This window comes from Carboxylicivirga sp. M1479, from assembly GCF_007097485.1.
Taxonomy (GTDB): domain Bacteria; phylum Bacteroidota; class Bacteroidia; order Bacteroidales; family Marinilabiliaceae; genus Carboxylicivirga.
Genome location: NZ_VKDE01000018.1, coordinates 135,049 through 153,838, shown reverse-complemented (window position 1 = coordinate 153,838; position 18,790 = coordinate 135,049). Strand labels below are relative to the sequence as shown.

General features: G+C 38.0%; 7 protein-coding genes. 4 read left to right on the top strand and 3 right to left on the bottom strand.

Features of this window, described 5'->3' with window-relative positions:
• The first annotated feature begins 340 nt into the window (after positions 1–340).
• The 3 genes from FNN09_RS12510 to FNN09_RS12500 all read left to right on the top strand — a co-directional run bounded on the left by FNN09_RS12510 (position 341) and on the right by FNN09_RS12500 (position 7,175).
• Positions 341–4,417, top strand: coding sequence for a two-component regulator propeller domain-containing protein (locus tag FNN09_RS12510; RefSeq protein WP_143302703.1), 4,077 nt, complete (start codon positions 341–343; stop codon positions 4,415–4,417).
• A 68-nt stretch (positions 4,418–4,485) separates the two neighbouring features.
• Entirely contained in the window at positions 4,486–5,391 is a 906-nt protein-coding gene (locus tag FNN09_RS12505) for a lysophospholipid acyltransferase family protein (protein ID WP_255434113.1), read from the top strand.
• Positions 5,392–5,402: 11 nt separating this feature from the next.
• A complete protein-coding gene (locus FNN09_RS12500) occupies positions 5,403–7,175 on the top strand; it encodes a long-chain fatty acid--CoA ligase (protein WP_143302701.1) in 1,773 nt (590 codons plus the stop codon).
• Between the two features lie 157 nt (positions 7,176–7,332).
• On the opposite strand, the gene FNN09_RS12495 is transcribed toward FNN09_RS12500, so the two are convergent.
• Positions 7,333–11,061: a DEAD/DEAH box helicase gene (locus tag FNN09_RS12495; RefSeq protein WP_143302700.1), complete on the bottom strand. Its 3,729-nt coding sequence runs from the start codon at positions 11,059–11,061 to the stop codon at positions 7,333–7,335.
• 1,151 nt (positions 11,062–12,212) lie between these two features.
• Positions 12,213–15,902 (bottom strand): phosphoribosylformylglycinamidine synthase, encoded by a 3,690-nt coding sequence (gene purL / locus FNN09_RS12490; RefSeq protein ID WP_143302699.1) that lies wholly within the window; start codon positions 15,900–15,902, stop codon positions 12,213–12,215.
• Positions 15,903–16,241: 339 nt separating this feature from the next.
• Between purL and FNN09_RS12485 the strand changes: the two genes are divergently transcribed.
• Positions 16,242–17,297, top strand: coding sequence for an aldose epimerase family protein (locus FNN09_RS12485; protein ID WP_143302698.1), 1,056 nt, complete (start codon positions 16,242–16,244; stop codon positions 17,295–17,297).
• A gap of 61 nt (positions 17,298–17,358) precedes the next feature.
• Here FNN09_RS12485 and FNN09_RS12480 read toward each other — a convergent pair whose 3' ends face one another.
• Positions 17,359–18,702: a lipopolysaccharide assembly protein LapB gene (locus FNN09_RS12480; RefSeq protein ID WP_143302697.1), complete on the bottom strand. Its 1,344-nt coding sequence runs from the start codon at positions 18,700–18,702 to the stop codon at positions 17,359–17,361.
• Positions 18,703–18,790: the final 88 nt, after the last annotated feature.

Here is an 18,790-nt window from a genome sequence, read left to right as displayed (position 1 = left end):
AAAAGACCTACAAGTGTTAATTAAGGTTATAATCGTATTATAAATTGAAGCTCTAAACGGTTTTAGGCAAAAAAAATAATCTATAATCCCACCTAGCATAGTCATCTCCAGAACTATTTAGGAGTGTTAACAATTCGCAATACACTCAACCATTGGGTGCGAAATTTGTTATTTATTAAATTAGTTCTGAAGCGTTATGGATAAGCTAAATGGTGTTATATAATTTCACTAGTCAAAATTCACACACGCCTAGTAACGCGTCAAAAGGCTTATAAAGTTGCCTTAAAGCCAAACCTGAGTAGTTATTTTTATTTATCTTGAACGCCTGAAAAAGTATCTTATGCGATCATCCAAATATCTTCTGCTTTTATTTCTGTTTTCTGTCAGTATTGCTTCTGCTCAATTCTCTCAAATGGCATTAAGTGGTTTGGACACTGAGAATGGATTAAGCAATAATTCTGTTAATGCAATTCTTCAGGACAGCAAAGGATATATGTGGTTTAGTACATATTATGGACTCAACCGTTACAATGGATATGAAATAACGAATTATTATAGCGCACCAGATAACGAAGAAACTCTGTCAAGTAACTTTATTACAAAACTTGTAGAAGATAACAATGGTGACATTTGGGTGGGAACCTGCTTTGGACTTAACAAATACAATCAAAACACCGAATCGTTTAAACGTTACTGGGCAGATGAAACACAACCTGCATCGTTAAAAAACAACCATGTTGGCGCCTTATTACTTGATAGTCGCGGACATATGTGGGTTGGCACTATGGGCGGCGGATTGCATTATTACCATGAGCAAATAGATGGCTTTACATGCTTCTCACAAGAAGAAAGCATAGGAGAATACATCAACACCATTTCGGCAATTGCAGAAGGTTTTAATGGCGAAATATGGGTTGGCACTTATGGTAATGGGCTAAGCGTTTTTAATCCTAAGGAGCACTTCTTTATCAACTTTGAGTTCCCTACTATGCAAATCAATGCTTTGCTCGATGATGGCAATGGAAGCATTTGGATAGCGACTGATAACATGGGGCTTTTCCGTTTTGATAAAGAAATGAAAGTATATGAGCGTTTTCAAATGGATCCTAACAATTCCAATGTCAACATCATATTGTCATTAACGCTAAATAAAGATGGAAGTATTTTAGCGGCTGTTGATGGAGGTGGAATTATTAACATTGACCCGGTCAAAAAAATTGTAATAAGCGATCAAGAGCAGAACCAAGCTTTTTCGCAACTCGATACCAAAGCCATCTTCTCAATGTACATCGATAGTAATGGCTTGTATTGGGTTGGAACTATTGGTAAAGGCATACGCATCATTAACATGGAACGCAATAGGTTTCAACACTATGTGCACCAACCTTATAATCAACAAAGCATAAGTGACAACAATATTATTTCCTTATTCGAAGATTCGCGAAAGCGCATATGGGTGGGAACCGACGGTGGTGGTCTTAATTTATTTGATGTATCAAACAACCGGTTTTCGCGCTTTAATCAACTCTCGTCAAACCTTAAAAGCAATGTAATTAAACGCATTTTTGAAGATGACAAGAACAACATCTGGCTTGGAACCTATGGCAGTGGTTTGGCCCATCTTAATGAGGCAACTAATGAACTGATTACTTTTACGCCAAGGAATTTATTCGATTATGAGTCACTATCTATTTCGGTTTGGTCCATATGTCAGCAGAAAAAAGGAAAGCTGTGGATTGGAACACTTGGAAATGGTGTGATGGAGTTTGACACTCAAAACAAAACTTTCACACCCCTCAGTGATATATACCCACAATTAGACCAATTAATGAATGGATATATCCTAAGCTTATTTGTCGACTCTAAAGATAATCTTTGGATAGGCACAAGTAATGGAATTTACATCTGGTTGCATAATGAAAAGAAGCATATTCGCTACTTATTTGATGAAGAAAATAAAAGCATTAATTACAGTGGGGTCGGCAGAAATGCCATACTATGTATTCATGAAAGCCTTGATGGGAACTTTTGGATAGGCACCAATGGGGGTGGAATTTATAACATCAACCCAAACAGTGGAGACATCATCAACCTTACAAATAACGATGGTCTAGCCCAGGAACAAGTATACGACATTAAACAGACAGAAGAGGGCATATTATGGTTTGCAACACAGGGAGGCATTTCCAAGTATGAAATAGAAAATGGCAGATTTCAGAACTACGATGGCCGAGATGGTCTTTTGGGCAGTACGTTTAGTGCCTTATTATATACCTCAGATCAATCGTTAATGGTTGGAGGCGTTAAGGGTTTAAGTGTTTTCGACCCCAAGGTAATTAAGGTGAATAAGACTGTACCCAAGGTATTACTATCCGAGTTATACATTAACAATACACCCATAAAAGCTGGCGACAAGAATAGTCCATTAATACAAAACATAGCTAGCACAAATGAGATAATTCTGAAGCATAACCAAAATAACATTGGCCTTGAATTCGTTGCCATTAATTATTTCATCTCAGAAAAAAACACCTATAGTTATGTTCTCGAAAATTCATCGGAACAATGGAGCAAGGCGTCGTCCAATAGGCTTGTTAAATACAATAACCTGAGTGCCGGTGAATATATTTTTAAAGTTAAAGCGGCCAATAACGATGGCGTATGGAGCAACACCGAAACAAGTCTGAAAATAACAGTACTTGCACCGTGGTGGAAGCGTTGGTATGCGTACCTAGCCTATTTCTTGGTTATTGGTGGAGTTATGTATGCCTACATCCGTTATACTGTGTTATGGATTGACTTAAGACGTAAACTTGAGTTTGAAGTAATGGAACGTGAGAAGATAAAAGAGCTCAATCAAATGCGTTTACAATTTTTCACCAATATATCTCACGAATTCAGAACACCATTAACACTCATATCAGGTCCTTTAGAAACTTTAAGCACACAACTTAACCTGAATAAGAAAGAGCAGAACCTATTTAATATCGCTCATAAAAACACCAATTTATTATTGAGGCTAATTAACCAGGTAATGGATTTCAGAAAGGTAGAAACAGGCTCTATCGAACTAAATGCCTCCAATGGCGATATAATAGCAGCAATAAAGGAATGTGGAGAGTCGTTTAGATACATGGCGAGTGAGAAAAACATGAACTTTGTTATTAAGAGCAATACCAAAGAACTCACGATTCAGTTCGATGCCGACATACTGGAAAAAATCATCTATAACCTGCTTTCCAATGCTTTTAAATACGGAAAAGAAAATGGAAATGTGAGTCTCGACATCCACCTTTCGTCAGAGAGTGTATTAGAAAGGCAAAAGTTAAGCATAAAAGTATCTGATGATGGCCCTGGTATTCCAACTGATAATTTACAGGAAGTATTTAATCGTTTTAAAACCTATAAACAAGCTGATAAACAAAAAGTAGGTACTGGCATAGGTATGTCATTAACCAAGTCATTGGTAGAGTTACATGGCGGGACCATCGATGTGGAATCAAGCAAGGATAAAGGCACATCATTTTTGGTTTCAATTCCAGTAATCAGCAATTTATCAAACACCTCTTACACTGAGTTTACTGAAACAATATCAGCTCACAATCAAGAGACTGAAACACTAAAAGAAACAAGTGATCCAATCAAGAAACACCATTATAAATTACTATTGGTTGATGACAATCCGCAAGTAATCGAATATCTAACATCGGTATTGGAGAACACTTATCAAATTACAACCGCAGAAAATGGGCAGAAGGCTTTTGATCTGCTTGAAAAACGTTCATTTGACTTGGTTGTTAGCGATGTGATGATGCCAATTATGACAGGCATTGAACTGTGTGATAAGATGAAAAAGGATGTGCAGACAAGCCACATTCCAGTGATATTACTAACTGCTAAAACATCACTAGAAAACAGTATTGAAGGGTTAAACACAGGTGCTGATGCCTATGTTCCAAAACCTTTTAATCCTGATTTACTAAAAGCCTACATTGATAACCTGCTAAAAAACAGGGAAAAGCTCAAAGAAATATTTACTGGCAACGCCATTATTCAGCCATCTGAAATTACCAGCACATCGGTAGATGAGAAATTTATAACAAAAGCTCTGGAGGTTGTTAGACTGAACATGGAAGACGAAGCATTTGGCGTTGAAGAGCTTGGTAGCGAACTTGGAATGAGTAGAAGTAACCTACACCGAAAAATTAAGGCTTTAACCAATAAATCAACAACCGATTTTATTCGAACTATCCGCCTTAAAGAAGCAGCAGCAAAACTTATAAGTACAGAAGATCAAATTAGTGAAATAGCTTATAAAGTAGGATTCAATAGCAGTTCCTACTTTATTAAAAGCTTTAAGAAAGAATTCAACATGTCGCCGGGCCAATATAAACAAGCCCATAACCGTTGGAATTAATATATGATACTACCAAACTTTTTAAAATTGATGTAACCTTACCAGCCCATAACAAGTATGCAAACTTGGTGTTTTCAGGAAAGTTTTTGATGATGAAATTATTTACAACAGCTATATTTTTATTTTTTGTTGGGCTTGTGAGTGTTATGCCCTTTCGCTTGCTTTATTGGTTTTCAAACTTCGCCAGTTTAATTATGGGTCGCGTGGTTAAATACCGACGAAAAGTAATCATTGATAACCTTGAGAAATCGTTCCCTCAAAAGAGTGCTGAGGAGATAAATAAAATAACAAACGCATTTTACAGAAACCTAACGGATAACTTATTGGAGAGTTTCAAGTCGTTCACTATGAAACAGTCTTCAATCATAAAACGACACCACATACTTAACCCTGAATTGTTAGATGAAATCCTAAAAGAACACAAAGGCATTATTGGATTAACCGCGCATTATGCCAATTGGGAATGGGGAAGCCAATCGGGCAGCTTACAATGCAACAACCAATTTGCAGCCTTATACAAACCATTGAGAAACAAATATACCAATAGCATTCTGAAGAAGAGTCGTATGAAATGTGGTACCGAACTGGTATCGATCTACGAAACTTCAGCCATGTTTGAAAAGTATGAGAATTCAGGATATGTCTTTCTGATGGCAGCAGATCAAGGACCTGCAGGGGGCAAACAAATGGAGAATGCCATCTGGCTTGATTTTTACAACCGGAACACGGCTTTTCTGAATGGACCTGAAAAGTATGCTGTCAAGTACAATTATCCAATCGTTTATATAGATATACAAAGGGTTAAACGTGGTTATTACGAGATAAAGCTATCGCTTTTAACTGATACACCTCGCTCTCTTCCCAAAGGTAAAATTACTGAAATGTACAGGGACAAACTTGTTGAAATTATTGACGCAAAGCCTCAAGATTGGCTCTGGTCACATAAACGTTGGAAGCGATCGCCAAAACAATAAATTACAAACACATGGAAAACAAGCACATTGCTCATATGCTGCGTAAGCAGGCAGATAAATATACAAGCCGTGATGTATTTAGACACAAGGTCGGCAATGACTATAAGTCTATTTCGTGGAGCCAATTTAAAGCCGAATCGGAACAACTAGCCAAATACATATTACAATTAGGCCTAGGTAAACAAGCCAACATTGGCATCTACAGTCAAAACAGACCACATTGGACCACTAGCGACCTGGCGATACTATCAACAGGAAGTGTTGTTGTTCCAATTTATCCTACGGCCACTTTCACTCAACTCGAATACATCGTTATCGAAACAGAAATGCAATTGCTGTTTATTGGCGATAACGAACAACTAGACAATGCCAAACAAGCTTTAAATAACACCTCAACACTACAACACGTTATTACATTCGATTGTAAAAAAGTTGATGACGATCGTTTTAGCCGATACGAGGACATTATAAAAAATCAAGAAGATGCTTTTAGTGAAGAACTGAACAATCGTCTAGCTACAGTAAAGACTGATGACTTAGCCACCATCATCTATACCTCAGGAACGACAGGCGAACCAAAGGGTGCTATGCTCAACCACAGTCATTTTATGTATGCCTTTAAAATTCACGACAAACGTTTAACACTGGGTGAAGATGATGTTTCCATGGCCTTTCTTCCTTTGAGTCATGTTTTTGAACGTACCTGGACCTATTATCTGCTACATTCAGGAGGCATCAACGTGTACAACCTTAACCCTAAAGAGGTAATCAACGAACTTCCTAAGGTTAAACCCACCGTTATGTGTGTTGTACCTCGTTTTTTCGAAAAAACATACGATGCCATTAGCTTAACAGCTGATCAGTGGCCTAAAGCACAGAAAGCAGTATTTAACTGGGCCATTAAAACAGGGCAAAAGTATATTGAATACCAAAAAGATGGCTCAAGCATTCCTGCTGGATTAAAAATAAAAAGAAACATTGCCAATGCCTTAGTTTATAAAAAAATAAGACAGGTTTTTGGTGGTAATATTAAGTACATGCCTTGTGCAGGTTCTGCGCTAAATAACTTTCTATTACGCTTTTTCCATAGTATTGGTTTGTTTATTTGCTATGGTTACGGTGCCACCGAAACAACTGCCACAGTATCGTGCATGCCCGACAGCAACTACGATTTTGATTACACTGGCGATATAATGCCCAATATTGAAGTGAAGATTAACGACGAGAACATGATTCTCGTAAAAGGCGAAACGGTATTCTCGGGCTATTATAAAAAGCCTGAAGAAACAGCTGAGGTATTAATTGATGGGTGGTACTATACGGGCGATCAAGGTAGCATACCTGAGCCTGGAAAACTGCACATGACCGAAAGAATTAAGGACATCATAAAAACCTCAACAGGTAAATATATTTCTCCTCAGAAAATTGAGTTACAGCTTTCGAAAAGTGATTTGATTGAACAGCTTTGTGTAATTGGAGATAACAGAAAATACCTAAGTGCCCTAATTGTACCATCGTTTGATGTGTTGAAAAAATTGGCCGCCAAGCAAGGCATAAACTACACATCTGACGCTGATTTAGCCAAACATCCAGCTGTTCATACCTTGATTCAGGAGAGCATTGAAATTTTACAGACCGAGCTACCAAAACACGAGCATGTTATTAAAATATCGATCCTACCAGAAGCGTTTAGCATTGACAATACCATGCTAACCAATTCACTTAAGGTACGTCGTAAGCAGGTTAATATTGCATATAAAGAAATTATTGAGGCGATGTATTAAGAAGTAGTACCCTAAGCATAAAAAAAAACGGATATCATCTTTAAGTGTTTTATCTCATTAAAGATGACATCCCTTATTCTATAAAATAAAAGCCCCAAACGTATTCTATTTTACGTTTGGGGCTTTTTATATGGTAATAGAAACTATCCAGTTCTATTTACGACAGTAAATCTTTTAAATCATCAACCGTGAGTGTTTTCATGATGTTTTCATCGGTTTGTACGATATCGCCAGCCAGTTTCTTTTTCTTCTCTTGTAGCTTTATAATCTTCTCCTCCACTGTATCGCGACAAATCATACGGTAGGCAAACACATTTTTATCCTGACCAATACGGTAACAACGGTCAATGGCCTGATTTTCCACGGCTGGGTTCCACCAAGGATCAACAATGTACACGTAATCAGCAGCTGTAAGGTTTAGACCAGTACCACCAGCTTTCAGACTAATTAAGAACACCCTCAACTCCTCGTTATTCTGGAAGTTATTTACCGAGTTTTCACGTTGCTTGGTGGTGCTTTTACCATCCAGATATTCAAACTCAATATTACGGCGTGTAAGCTCATCTTTGATTAATCCAAGCATTTTCACAAACTGCGAGAATATCAATATTTTATGATTGGCAGTTCGGTCGGTAATGTGCTGTACTATCTCTTTAATCTTTACCGACTCAGTGGTTTCAAAATGACTACCGCTAATCAATTGAGGCGAATCACAAACTTGTCGCAGGCGTGTTAAAGCCTCCAACACCATCATTTTACTTTTACCTACGCCATCGCTGGCCATTTTACCAATAATCTGATCGCGGAACAAATCACGGTAATAATCATAGACCTTACGCTGAGCAGGCTCCATCTCACAAAAGATGACATCTTCGGTTTTAGGCGGTAGCTCTGATGCTACTTTTTCTTTGGTACGACGCAGTACAAATGGGTTAATCATTCGCTGTAATTCGCCACCTATTAACTCATCGCCCTCCTTATCAATTGCATTGGAAAAGCTCTCTTTAAAGGACGAAACACCACCCAGAAAACCTCGGTTAACAAAGTTCATTTGGGCATATAAATCAAAGGTGCTGTTTTCGATAGGTGTACCCGATAAGGCCAATCGTGATTTAGCCTTAAGTAGGTTAGCAGCCTTATAACGCCTTGATGCAGGGTTTTTAATGGCCTGAGATTCATCTAACACTATATAGTTAAACTGATACTCACGTAACATTTCAATATCGCGCAAAAGAATACCGTAGGTAGTAAACACAATATCGTACTCATCAAATACCGAAGCATCCGTTACTCGTTGCACTCCATAATGATAATGTGCATTTAAATCAGGGGCAAACTTTTTGATTTCATTCTCCCAGTTAAACAGAAGCGTTGTTGGCACAACAATTAAGTTGGTAGTAGAATCCTGATCCAACACATGCTGCAGAAACGTTAATACCTGCAGGGTTTTACCCAATCCCATGTCATCGGCTAATATTCCACCCCAGCCCATTTCGTGCAAGAAATTAAGCCAGTTTAAACCCTCCTTTTGGTAATGGCGTAAATCGGCCGTTATATTGGCAGGCACCTGTGTGGCATCAATTTGCTTAAAGCGAGCCAGTTTTTGTCGTTTCTCGGCCAGCTCTTGCAATACATTCACATCGTCAATATTATCAAACAACTCATCAACAATCGAAAAGCGTAGTTTGGATATCATTAAGCGATCGCCATCAACCTCGCCATGTCTAAAGTATTTTTCGAAACGATGAAACCATTCGGCAGGCAATACTCCAACCGATCCATCGGCTAACTGAATATAGCGTTGCTTTTTTAGCACTGCTTTTCTTATCTCTGAAAGCTTAACAACATTATCGCCAAAACTCACGTTTAAAGTCAGGTCAAACCAATCTTCGCCAGAACTAATGGAAGTGGTAATCTTACCTTTATGCGGCGAATATTTAAAGCTCTTTAAATTATTTAAGCCATAAACCTCAATATTATTTAACTGCAAGGCATCAAAAAACTTATAAAACCACATGTCGTGATTAAACTCGTTGTAATGCAAATGAAACACCTTGCTACTCTTTTGTGCATCAAAGGCGGGATGAAGCGTTGACAGTTGATCAGCAAAATCATCCTCCAGCTCGAAATTACGCTTGTATTGAATAATTTTGTCATCCTCTTCAACCAGCACATTTCCATTGTTGGTTAATTTTACCGAAACACCATGATGGTACTCAACTTGTGGTGTGATGACCAAATGCTGGTCTTGCTCCGACAAATACACTTGTTTCTTTTTGAAATCCAGTTCAACGGCCTCAATTGAATATAGGTCTTTTTCAAACTGCATATCAAAGCTATCGGCCAAAGGCCTTATTACTTTATGAAAGAAGTAATCCTTAAAGGATTTTACAACCTTAATAGGCTCATTATACTCGGTAATTAACTTGGCTACGCGATAATCTTTGGTCACATAATATACACCATCAATCACATAAATAAATTGTCCCGATGCTTCCTTTTCAATGGCTTCAATTGGAAAAGTATTTTCTCCAATTCGCAATTTAGGCTCGAGGTAAACAAAATTCTCATCCTCTTTAACCATGTAAAAAGCATCGATGGTGTTAGCCGCAATAACAATAGGTTCTAAATCGCCTTTGCGCAGCTTATAGTTATTCGACTGGTTAATGTACACATGCTTCTCTTGTGCCAATAGTTCCATAATGCGTTTGTGCACTACAAATAACTCCGATGGCTTTACCGATGCATTACAGTCGTTAATTAACGCGAGTAATTCCTTTTGATGTTCACTAATGTTTAAGAGGAAATCATCGTGCTCTCCATCAAACTCTTCGATATGTGAGCTTAAGGCCTCGCGTGTTTTATTAGGCTTGCCTATTATGGTGCTTAACTCAATAATAAAGTTATCGCTAAAGTAGGTTTTAGTAGTACTCAGCTCCAACACAAAACCTAAAGCTCGCTCCTGCTTCAACACCACATCCTTTTTCGATATACGAAGCGGGTCAACATCAATCTGCTCTACTATTTGCTTCACAATCTGAGACTCTTCCTCCTCTACTGGAATCAAGCCTTTGGCAAACTCGGTTTGCTGCGCTATTAAACCATCCTTCTCATCAAATCCAATGGTAAAGTAGGTATCAAACTCCTGCCCTTCCAATCCATGCTTGATGAGGGTATCTGTCTTAAGTCCCTCCAGACTATTAATAAACACACGCTTTAGCATATCAGGACTACTGGAACGTGCTATTTTCAACAGACAGATAACTTCAGGTTCAGTCAGCGATTTAAGGTTGGATTTTTCATCGGGCGAAACATACACCTTACCATCAATGTGACTAAAAACTACCTTCACATGCTTTTTGAAATTCTGCTCCAGTTGCACTATCAGCTTGTTTGACTGTAAAGTCATTTCGGAAATACAACTAACCTGGTAGCTATAGGTTACCGAATTAAGGATGGAGTATGTGGTATTAGCTTTTACAAACCCTTCGGTAATATGCTCAAATGAGGGAAGCTCAAAACCCAAAACCGAACGACCAGAAACAGCCTGATTGTTCGACATCTCTGTACGCTTATCGAATCCTAACTGAATATTACCGTCTATTTCGGCAATAAACAATAAGGCCGCAATGGTATGCGTGCAAAAACGTCCGCCTATAAACGAACAGTTACACATGGTTTCAATACGACGTTCATTTAAATGACGTACTTGCACCTTATGTGTTTTCGTATCTTTTACTGAAAATATCCAATTATCAAGTGCTTTTTGATAAAGCTGAAGAGACACTTTGCCTTCTTTGTATAAAATTGTTCCCGTACGAATTATATCATCCGAAGCATAAAACTCTACTGCATCAACTATATAATCTTTTACGCTTTCCCCCATGGTTCATCCCTTTTTCAAAAGTGCTAATTCGCAAAAATACAAACAGAATGGGACAAATCAGCAATATAGATTATGGTATTTTGTAGTTAAATTTCATCTGATTGGTTTTCAGTAAATAATGAATACCTACCATCATGTAGTTTTAGTGATAGGCGCACAAACATTAGGAATTTAATCAATGTTGTCCTAATTATTCTTATCAATTGGGCTATCCGCCCAAACCGGACTTACTTTTTGTTCTTGATCACAAAAACTAAGGAAAAAAGATCAAGGCTACTTTTTAAATAACTTTCTTATTTATCTCAAACTTAAGTGCGGCCGGGTGATCTTCGAACAAGTTCTCAGCTTCCCGGTCTCTCTAAAGCTTTTGATAAAACGTAAGCTATTTAAAAGAGAGGCCATAGCGCGCAGCGTTCAAAAATACCCAAGCTTAGAAAAACCACATATAAACAACTCAATTTGAAACAATTGCATTCACATCAAAAAAAACTTTAGTACGCGATTAGAATTTAATAAACAAATGCTTTGGGTCAGATTATAAACAGTAGGAAGCAACAAATATATTTGACTTCGATATTTTGCAAACATCAGAAAAGCAAATGTTTATTGCTCGCCTACTCGTTCAGATGAACGATATACATATCTATTTAGCCCAAACGAATGACCAGATAAGTAATCTACAAATATATTTTGCCCACTTGGTGATTAGGGGAAGAAAAATACAAATGTATTTGACACGTCCGACCATCAGGTAAGCTCATCTACAAATGCTTTTCACACCAGCATTATGAAATACAAAAAACAATTGTTTTTAGCTTCAAATATTGCGTAAACCGCAAAAGCAAATGTTTATTGCGCAATACAAGCTTACAACGGGCAATAATCAAACAACTTTTGCCCATTGCAAAGGTGCGGGGAGCAATAATCATATAATTTTTGCCTATTGTAATGTTACGGCGAGCAATAATAGTTTGCTTTTGGCCCATCCGAACGTGAGGGATGTAAAATTAAAACGGTAGACCGTTAAAATACAGATGTCATCTCTTTGAGTGATAACATCTGTTGCTCAATTATACAAAAGGCTACTTCATAAAAAAACCTGACAAGAATTAATCCTGTCAGGTTTATATTATAATGTAGTGTATTTAAAACTACTTCTTAGCTTCAATCCATTTACGAGCATTAACAAATGCTTCAATCCATGGAGTTACTTCATCTTCCTTACGGTCGGCAGGGTAATAACCCCACTGCCATGGGAAAATTGCACGCTCCAAGTGAGGCATCATGGCTAAATGACGACCATCGTTTGAGCAAATTGCAGCGGCATTATAGTCACTACCATTCGGATTTGCAGGGTACGATTCGTGCGCATATTTCCCTACGATATTGTACTGATCCTCGGCATAAGGTAATTGGTATTTTCCCTCACCGTGAGCTACCCAAACACCCAATTTAGAACCTGATAATGAACTTAACATCACCGAGTCGTTTTTAGCAATTTCCATGTTTAAGAAAATCGACTCAAACTTATGTGAGTTATTATGTAGCATCTTTGGCTTCTCTTCGTGCTCAGGATAAACTAAACCTAGTTCAACCATTAGCTGACAACCATTACAAATACCTAAACTCAATGTATCAGGACGTGCATAGAAGTTATCCAATGCTTTTTTAGCCTGCGGATTGTATAGGAATGCTCCAGCCCAACCTTTTGCCGAACCTAATACATCACTGTTTGAGAAACCACCAACGTAAACAATCATGTTCACATCCGATAAATCTTCACGACCAGCAATCAGGTCAGTCATGTGAACATCTTTCACATCCATGCCAGCTAAGAACATGCTGTAAGCCATCTCACGATCGCCATTCACACCTTTCTCGCGGATAATAGCAGCTTTAATGCCCGAACGCTCTTTACGATCTAACATTAAATTCCATTGATCCATTTTACCAGTAAATGCTTTTGGAAAATCGTAAGCCAAACCATGGTTCTGATAGTTTTCAAAACGCTCTTTCGCTAATTCTTCTCCGCTCTGCTTACGGTCTAATAGGTACGATGTTTTAAACCAATCGTTACGGTACTTATCGATATCTAAATTCAATACCTGACCATTGTTCTCAATCACTAATTCACGTGCTTCAGTAAGCTGACCAAGTGCCATAAACTGAATTCCACCCGCTTCCAATATTGAACTTACAGCAGCTAAATCTTTTACTTGTATAACAACACCTGGGTTTTCGCTAAACAGTAATTTTACCAGATCTTTTTCTTCGTAATCGCTTAAATCAACCTTGGCACCGTAAGATGTATTCGCAAAGTTCATTTCCAATAAAGCAGTTACCAAACCACCTGCAGAAACATCATGTCCAGCTAATATTAAACCTTTATTGATCAACTCCTGAATGGCGTTAAAACCATTTTTGAAATACTCAACATCAGTTACTGTTGGCGCCTCTGCTCCTAGCTTATTAACAACCTGAGCAAATGAGCTACCACCTAACTTTAAGCTATCGAAAGATAAATCAATGTGTAATAAAGTGGTATCCGTATCCTTAACCAAAACAGGCTCAACAATCTTGCGTATATCATTTACTTCAGCACCACCTGAAATAATAACAGTACCAGGACTATAAACCAAGTCACCGTCTTTATACTTCTGAGTCATTGAAAGTGAGTCTTTACCAGTAGGAATGTTGATTCCTAACTCGCAACTGAAATCACTTACTGCTTCAACAGCGCGGTACAAACGACTATCCTCACCTTTTGTTTTACAAGGCCACATCCAGTTAGCACTTAACGAAACACCTTTTAAACCATGTGTTAAAGGTGCCCAAACAATATTCGTTAAAGCCTCGGCAATTGAAACCACCGCACCTGCTGCAGGATCAACCAAACCAATTGCTGGAGCATGACCAATAGAAGTCGCCACTCCTTTTTCTCCTTTGAAATCGATGGCACAAGCGCCCAGGTTATTCAATGGTATCTGTAATTCTCCAGCACACTGTTGCTTGGCCACTTTACCAGTTACCGAACGGTCAACTTTATTGGTTAACCAATCTTTACAAGCCACTGCTTCCAACTGAAGTACATCGCTGATGTATTTCTCAACCTGTGTTGTTTCATACTCAACAGCTGCGAATTTTTCGTCTGCTGTTTCGTCTTTCATTATTGTTTTAGGAGGATTACCAAACATATCCGACAGCTGCCAGTTGATTGGTGCATTTCCTTTATCGTCTTCGAACTTAAAGTTCATATCACCCGTGGTTTCACCAACCTCATAGAAAGGTGCACGCTCACGAGCAGAAATATTTTTTAAGTTCTCAATATCTTTATCTTTTAAAACAAGCCCCATACGCTCCTGCGACTCATTTCCTGCAATCTCTTTCGATGATAAGGTTGGATCACCAACAGGTAACTTATCCAAATGAATAGTACCACCCGTTGTTTCAACCAACTCTGATAAACAGTTTAAATGTCCACCAGCTCCATGATCATGAATGGATACAATCGGATTCTCATCCGATTCAGCTAAAGCACGAATAGCATTCATCGCGCGCTTCTGCATCTCTGGATTTGAACGCTGAACAGCATTTAGCTCAATGGCATTATCAAATTCACCCGTTGCAACAGACGACACAGCGCCGCCACCCATACCAATGCGGTAATTATCTCCGCCTAAAATAACTACTTTATCACCTTTGTCCGGATCAGCTTTTAAAGCATGTTCTTTACGACCAAAGCCAATTCCACCAGCCAACATAATTACCTTGTCAAAGGCAAACTTCTTTTGGTTTTCAAAGTGTTCGAACGTCAGAACAGAACCACAAATCATTGGCTGTCCAAACTTATTACCAAAATCAGATGCTCCGTTAGAAGCTTTAATTAATATTTCTTCTGGTGTTTGATACAACCAGTCTCTTGCTGGTGTGGCATCTTCCCATGCACGGCCTTCTTCAGAACGCGAGTAAGAAGTCATGTAAACTGCCGTTCCTGCTAATGGCAACGATCCTTGTCCACCAGCCAAACGGTCACGAATTTCACCACCTGCACCTGTAGCAGCACCATTAAATGGCTCTACAGTAGTTGGGAAATTATGCGTTTCAGCTTTTAACGAAATAACAGTATCAATTTCTTTCGTTTCAAAGAAGTCCGCAGTATCCTGACGACCTGGTGCAAACTGCATTGCCTTAGGTCCTTCAACAAATGCCACATTGTCTTTATAAGCAGATACAATGTAGTTGTGATTTTCTTTGGAAGTTTTCTTAATCAATTGGAATAAAGAACTTTCTTTCTCTTCTCCATCAATAATAAAGATACCATTGAAAATTTTATGTCGACAATGCTCCGAATTAACCTGAGAGAAACCAAACACTTCACTATCGGTTAAAGGACGTTCTAAACGAACACTTAAATCCTCAAGGTATTTAATCTCATCTCCACTTAATGCTAATCCTTCTTGCGCATTGTAAGCCGCAATATCTTTAATATGCACGATCGGTTCAGGCTCCTTATCAATGGTAAAGATATCATCATCCATACCTTTATACATTGCCTGAAGCATTGGATCAAATTCTGCTTTTTCAGAATCAACCTCAAAAAACTCCTCTACGCGCAGAATGCCCTCAATACCCATATTTTGGGTTATTTCCACTGCATTAGTACTCCATGGAGTAATCATTTCTTTACGAGGACCAACAAAAAAGCCTTCTAAAGTTTTATCCTCAGAAAGCTTTGCCCCACTAAAAAGCCACTCTAATTTACTAATGTTATCAGATGAAAGTTCGATATGTGCTCCAACAGCAATAATCTGCTTTGAATCTCCCTTGAAAAACAGAACCATGAATGAAAGTTTTGAATTTTGTTTTTAATGAGCTGCAAATTTAGCAATAGTTGTTTAGTTTTAATGATATTCGAAAAGATAATTAGTGAAGTTTTTTCACAAAAGCACATTAAAACAAAGAGGTTATTCAAATGAATAACCTCTTCTCTCTAAAACCAAAAAACTACCTGCGCTTATTTAAAGTTATCCTTGCGGATAAAAGTAGTCCGTAAATAATTGAATTGCATTCAAATTATCAAGAGTAAAATTACTCTTTTTTCGTACGCCTCCAATGAAAAAGTAATAAAATGTTAAAATTAACTTTTTTCGTACTTTTGCATATAATCCACAATCACCACTATGATAATTAACCAGAATAAAAAGTTCATTCCAGAGCTAAATCAAGACATCGAAATTGTCACACTGCAGAATAGGAAACATACGCAAGTAACAATCACCAACTATGGTGGTATTATTATGAGCATAAAAACTCCTGACAGACGTGGTAATTTTGCCGAAATTGCACTTGGCTTTGATGAGGTAGAAGATTACCTAACTAAGGAATACCAAAACAACTGTCCGTACTTTGGGGCAGCCATCGGCAGATATGCTAACCGAATAAAAGGCGGACTATTCAGCATTGATGATAAAGAATATACCTTAAACTGCAATAATGGCCCCAACTCATTGCATGGCGGACCGAAAGGTTTTCACCAAAAGGTATGGGACATGGAAACATTTAAAGAGCCCAAGCGGACGGGTGTTATCCTACGCCTTCAATCCGATGATATGGAAGAAGGTTTCCCAGGTTTGTTAAATGTAAAATTAACGTACACCTTAACTTTTGATAATGAACTGGTAATTGATTACGAAGCTGAAACAACAAAAAAAACAGTTGTTAACCTTACCAATCACTCGTATTTCAATTTGTCAAACATGCAAACACCAGTATTAAAGCATCAAATGGTCCTTTATGCTGATAGATTCACACCGAAAGACGAGAATGATATTCCAACAGGCGAAATAGTTTCTGTTAACGACTCTCCTCTTGATTTTCTATTACCACGATACATAGGAGATCGAATTTCTGATGTTGATGGACGCGGTTATGACCATAACTTTGTCATTAACGGTTTTCCTGGCGACCTTAACTTGGGTGCTCGTATTATCGATGAGAGTACTGGTCGATCATTAGAGTTTTACACCACAGAACCAGGATTTCAGGTATACACAGGTAATTATTTAGATGGCAGTTTTAAAAGGGACGATGTCGCTTTCACCGAAAACTACGGCATTTGCTTTGAGGCTCAAAAATTCCCTGACTCACCCAACCAAACACATTTCCCAAGCCCAGTTTTATCACCAGGAGAAAAATACAAACAAACCACCTTGTATAAATTCGGACTCACAGAGTAAAAACACAAAGAGAGTGCTAAAAAAACAGCACTCTCTTTGATTATTTGTGATCGAATTTCTTTTATCGGTATCTCACGACCGTTTTCTCATTAATCCATGAACCAACCGTATAGTTAGCACCTTCTTCTATCCCGTGAAAAAATCCCGTCTCACGATCTGGCAAGTATTGAGAATATAGGTTGATTTGCTTTTCGGCTTCTTTCACACATTCCGGATCAATCGCTTTCGCTTTTTGGTAGCGATCAATAGCCACCCAATAAACACTTTGGTGTTCAAAATCACTATCTCCATATTTTGCACTCTCCTGGGCATAAATGTTTCCAATTAGGATATGTGGCTTGCCCCACCCATCCTTTCTACTCAAAGCATTTTGTGCGTACTTACGCGCTTCAGGACTATCTTTATAATGCGAAAAAGTAACAACAGCTAATTCATAAAAACACTTTGCCTGCAAACCTGAATCACTGGCTAAGCTTATTGATTTTAAATAGTATTCTTTAGCTTTATCAAATTGGTTATTTTTAATAAAAAACTTAGCAAGCAAGTATGCAGCATCAGCAGTTGGTTTTAAGTCATAATTCTGCTCTACCGCCATTGCATACAACTCACCATCTACACAATCAAAGGCATCCAATAAAGTGATTAAGCGCTCTAGTCCATCCTTATTGTCTTTTACCGACTCAAATTTTGCATGCAGTACTTCTTCCAGTGCAACACAATCATCAAATCCTCTTTTAGTCACAATTTCCACACACGTTCCGCTTGCTTTGTTAAGCATCGCAATTCGTTTAGGATTAGTTTGTCGAGACATATGGGATGCTAACACTTCATCAACATTCATGTATACATTCAAAAGCTCGTTGGGTTCAACATCGCCCGAGTTAACGAGTGCATTTGTGGCCTGCAGCCAATTGACAGCAACCATTGGCTCCATTTTCACATTAAGTTGCTGATAAGAATGTTCAAAATAAGAAATTGCCTCTTTAAGCGATTCTTTATTGTTTCTTCGATAAGTAACAATATCCAGACCTTTACGACCTAACACCCAACCCTCTGGATATTTGGGATGACTTCCAAAATATTGTATTCTCTGATCATAAATCATAAGCAAGGTATCCACCAAAGCTTGTTTTGTCGCTTTATCTTGCTCTATTTTAATGTAATGCTTATAAATATTAACCCCATCGGCATACAAACGTATAGTAACATCAGGACATTGCTCAAACATTAAACGCCAAGCGTCAATTGAATAATCATACATTTTCTTCTTTAGTGCCTCCTTATATAACGAATAGTTTTTTAAACATTCGACACTATCCATTGCGTTGGATTCTTGGGCTCCTACATAAGAATTACTGGCCATTATCCCCAATAACAGCATTAATACTAAAGACTTTCTCTTCATGGTCATGTGGTTTAACTTAATTAATGTGTGAAACAAATATCAATATCCTTGCCACTCAACATTCTCATCTAGTAACCTGATATTTACG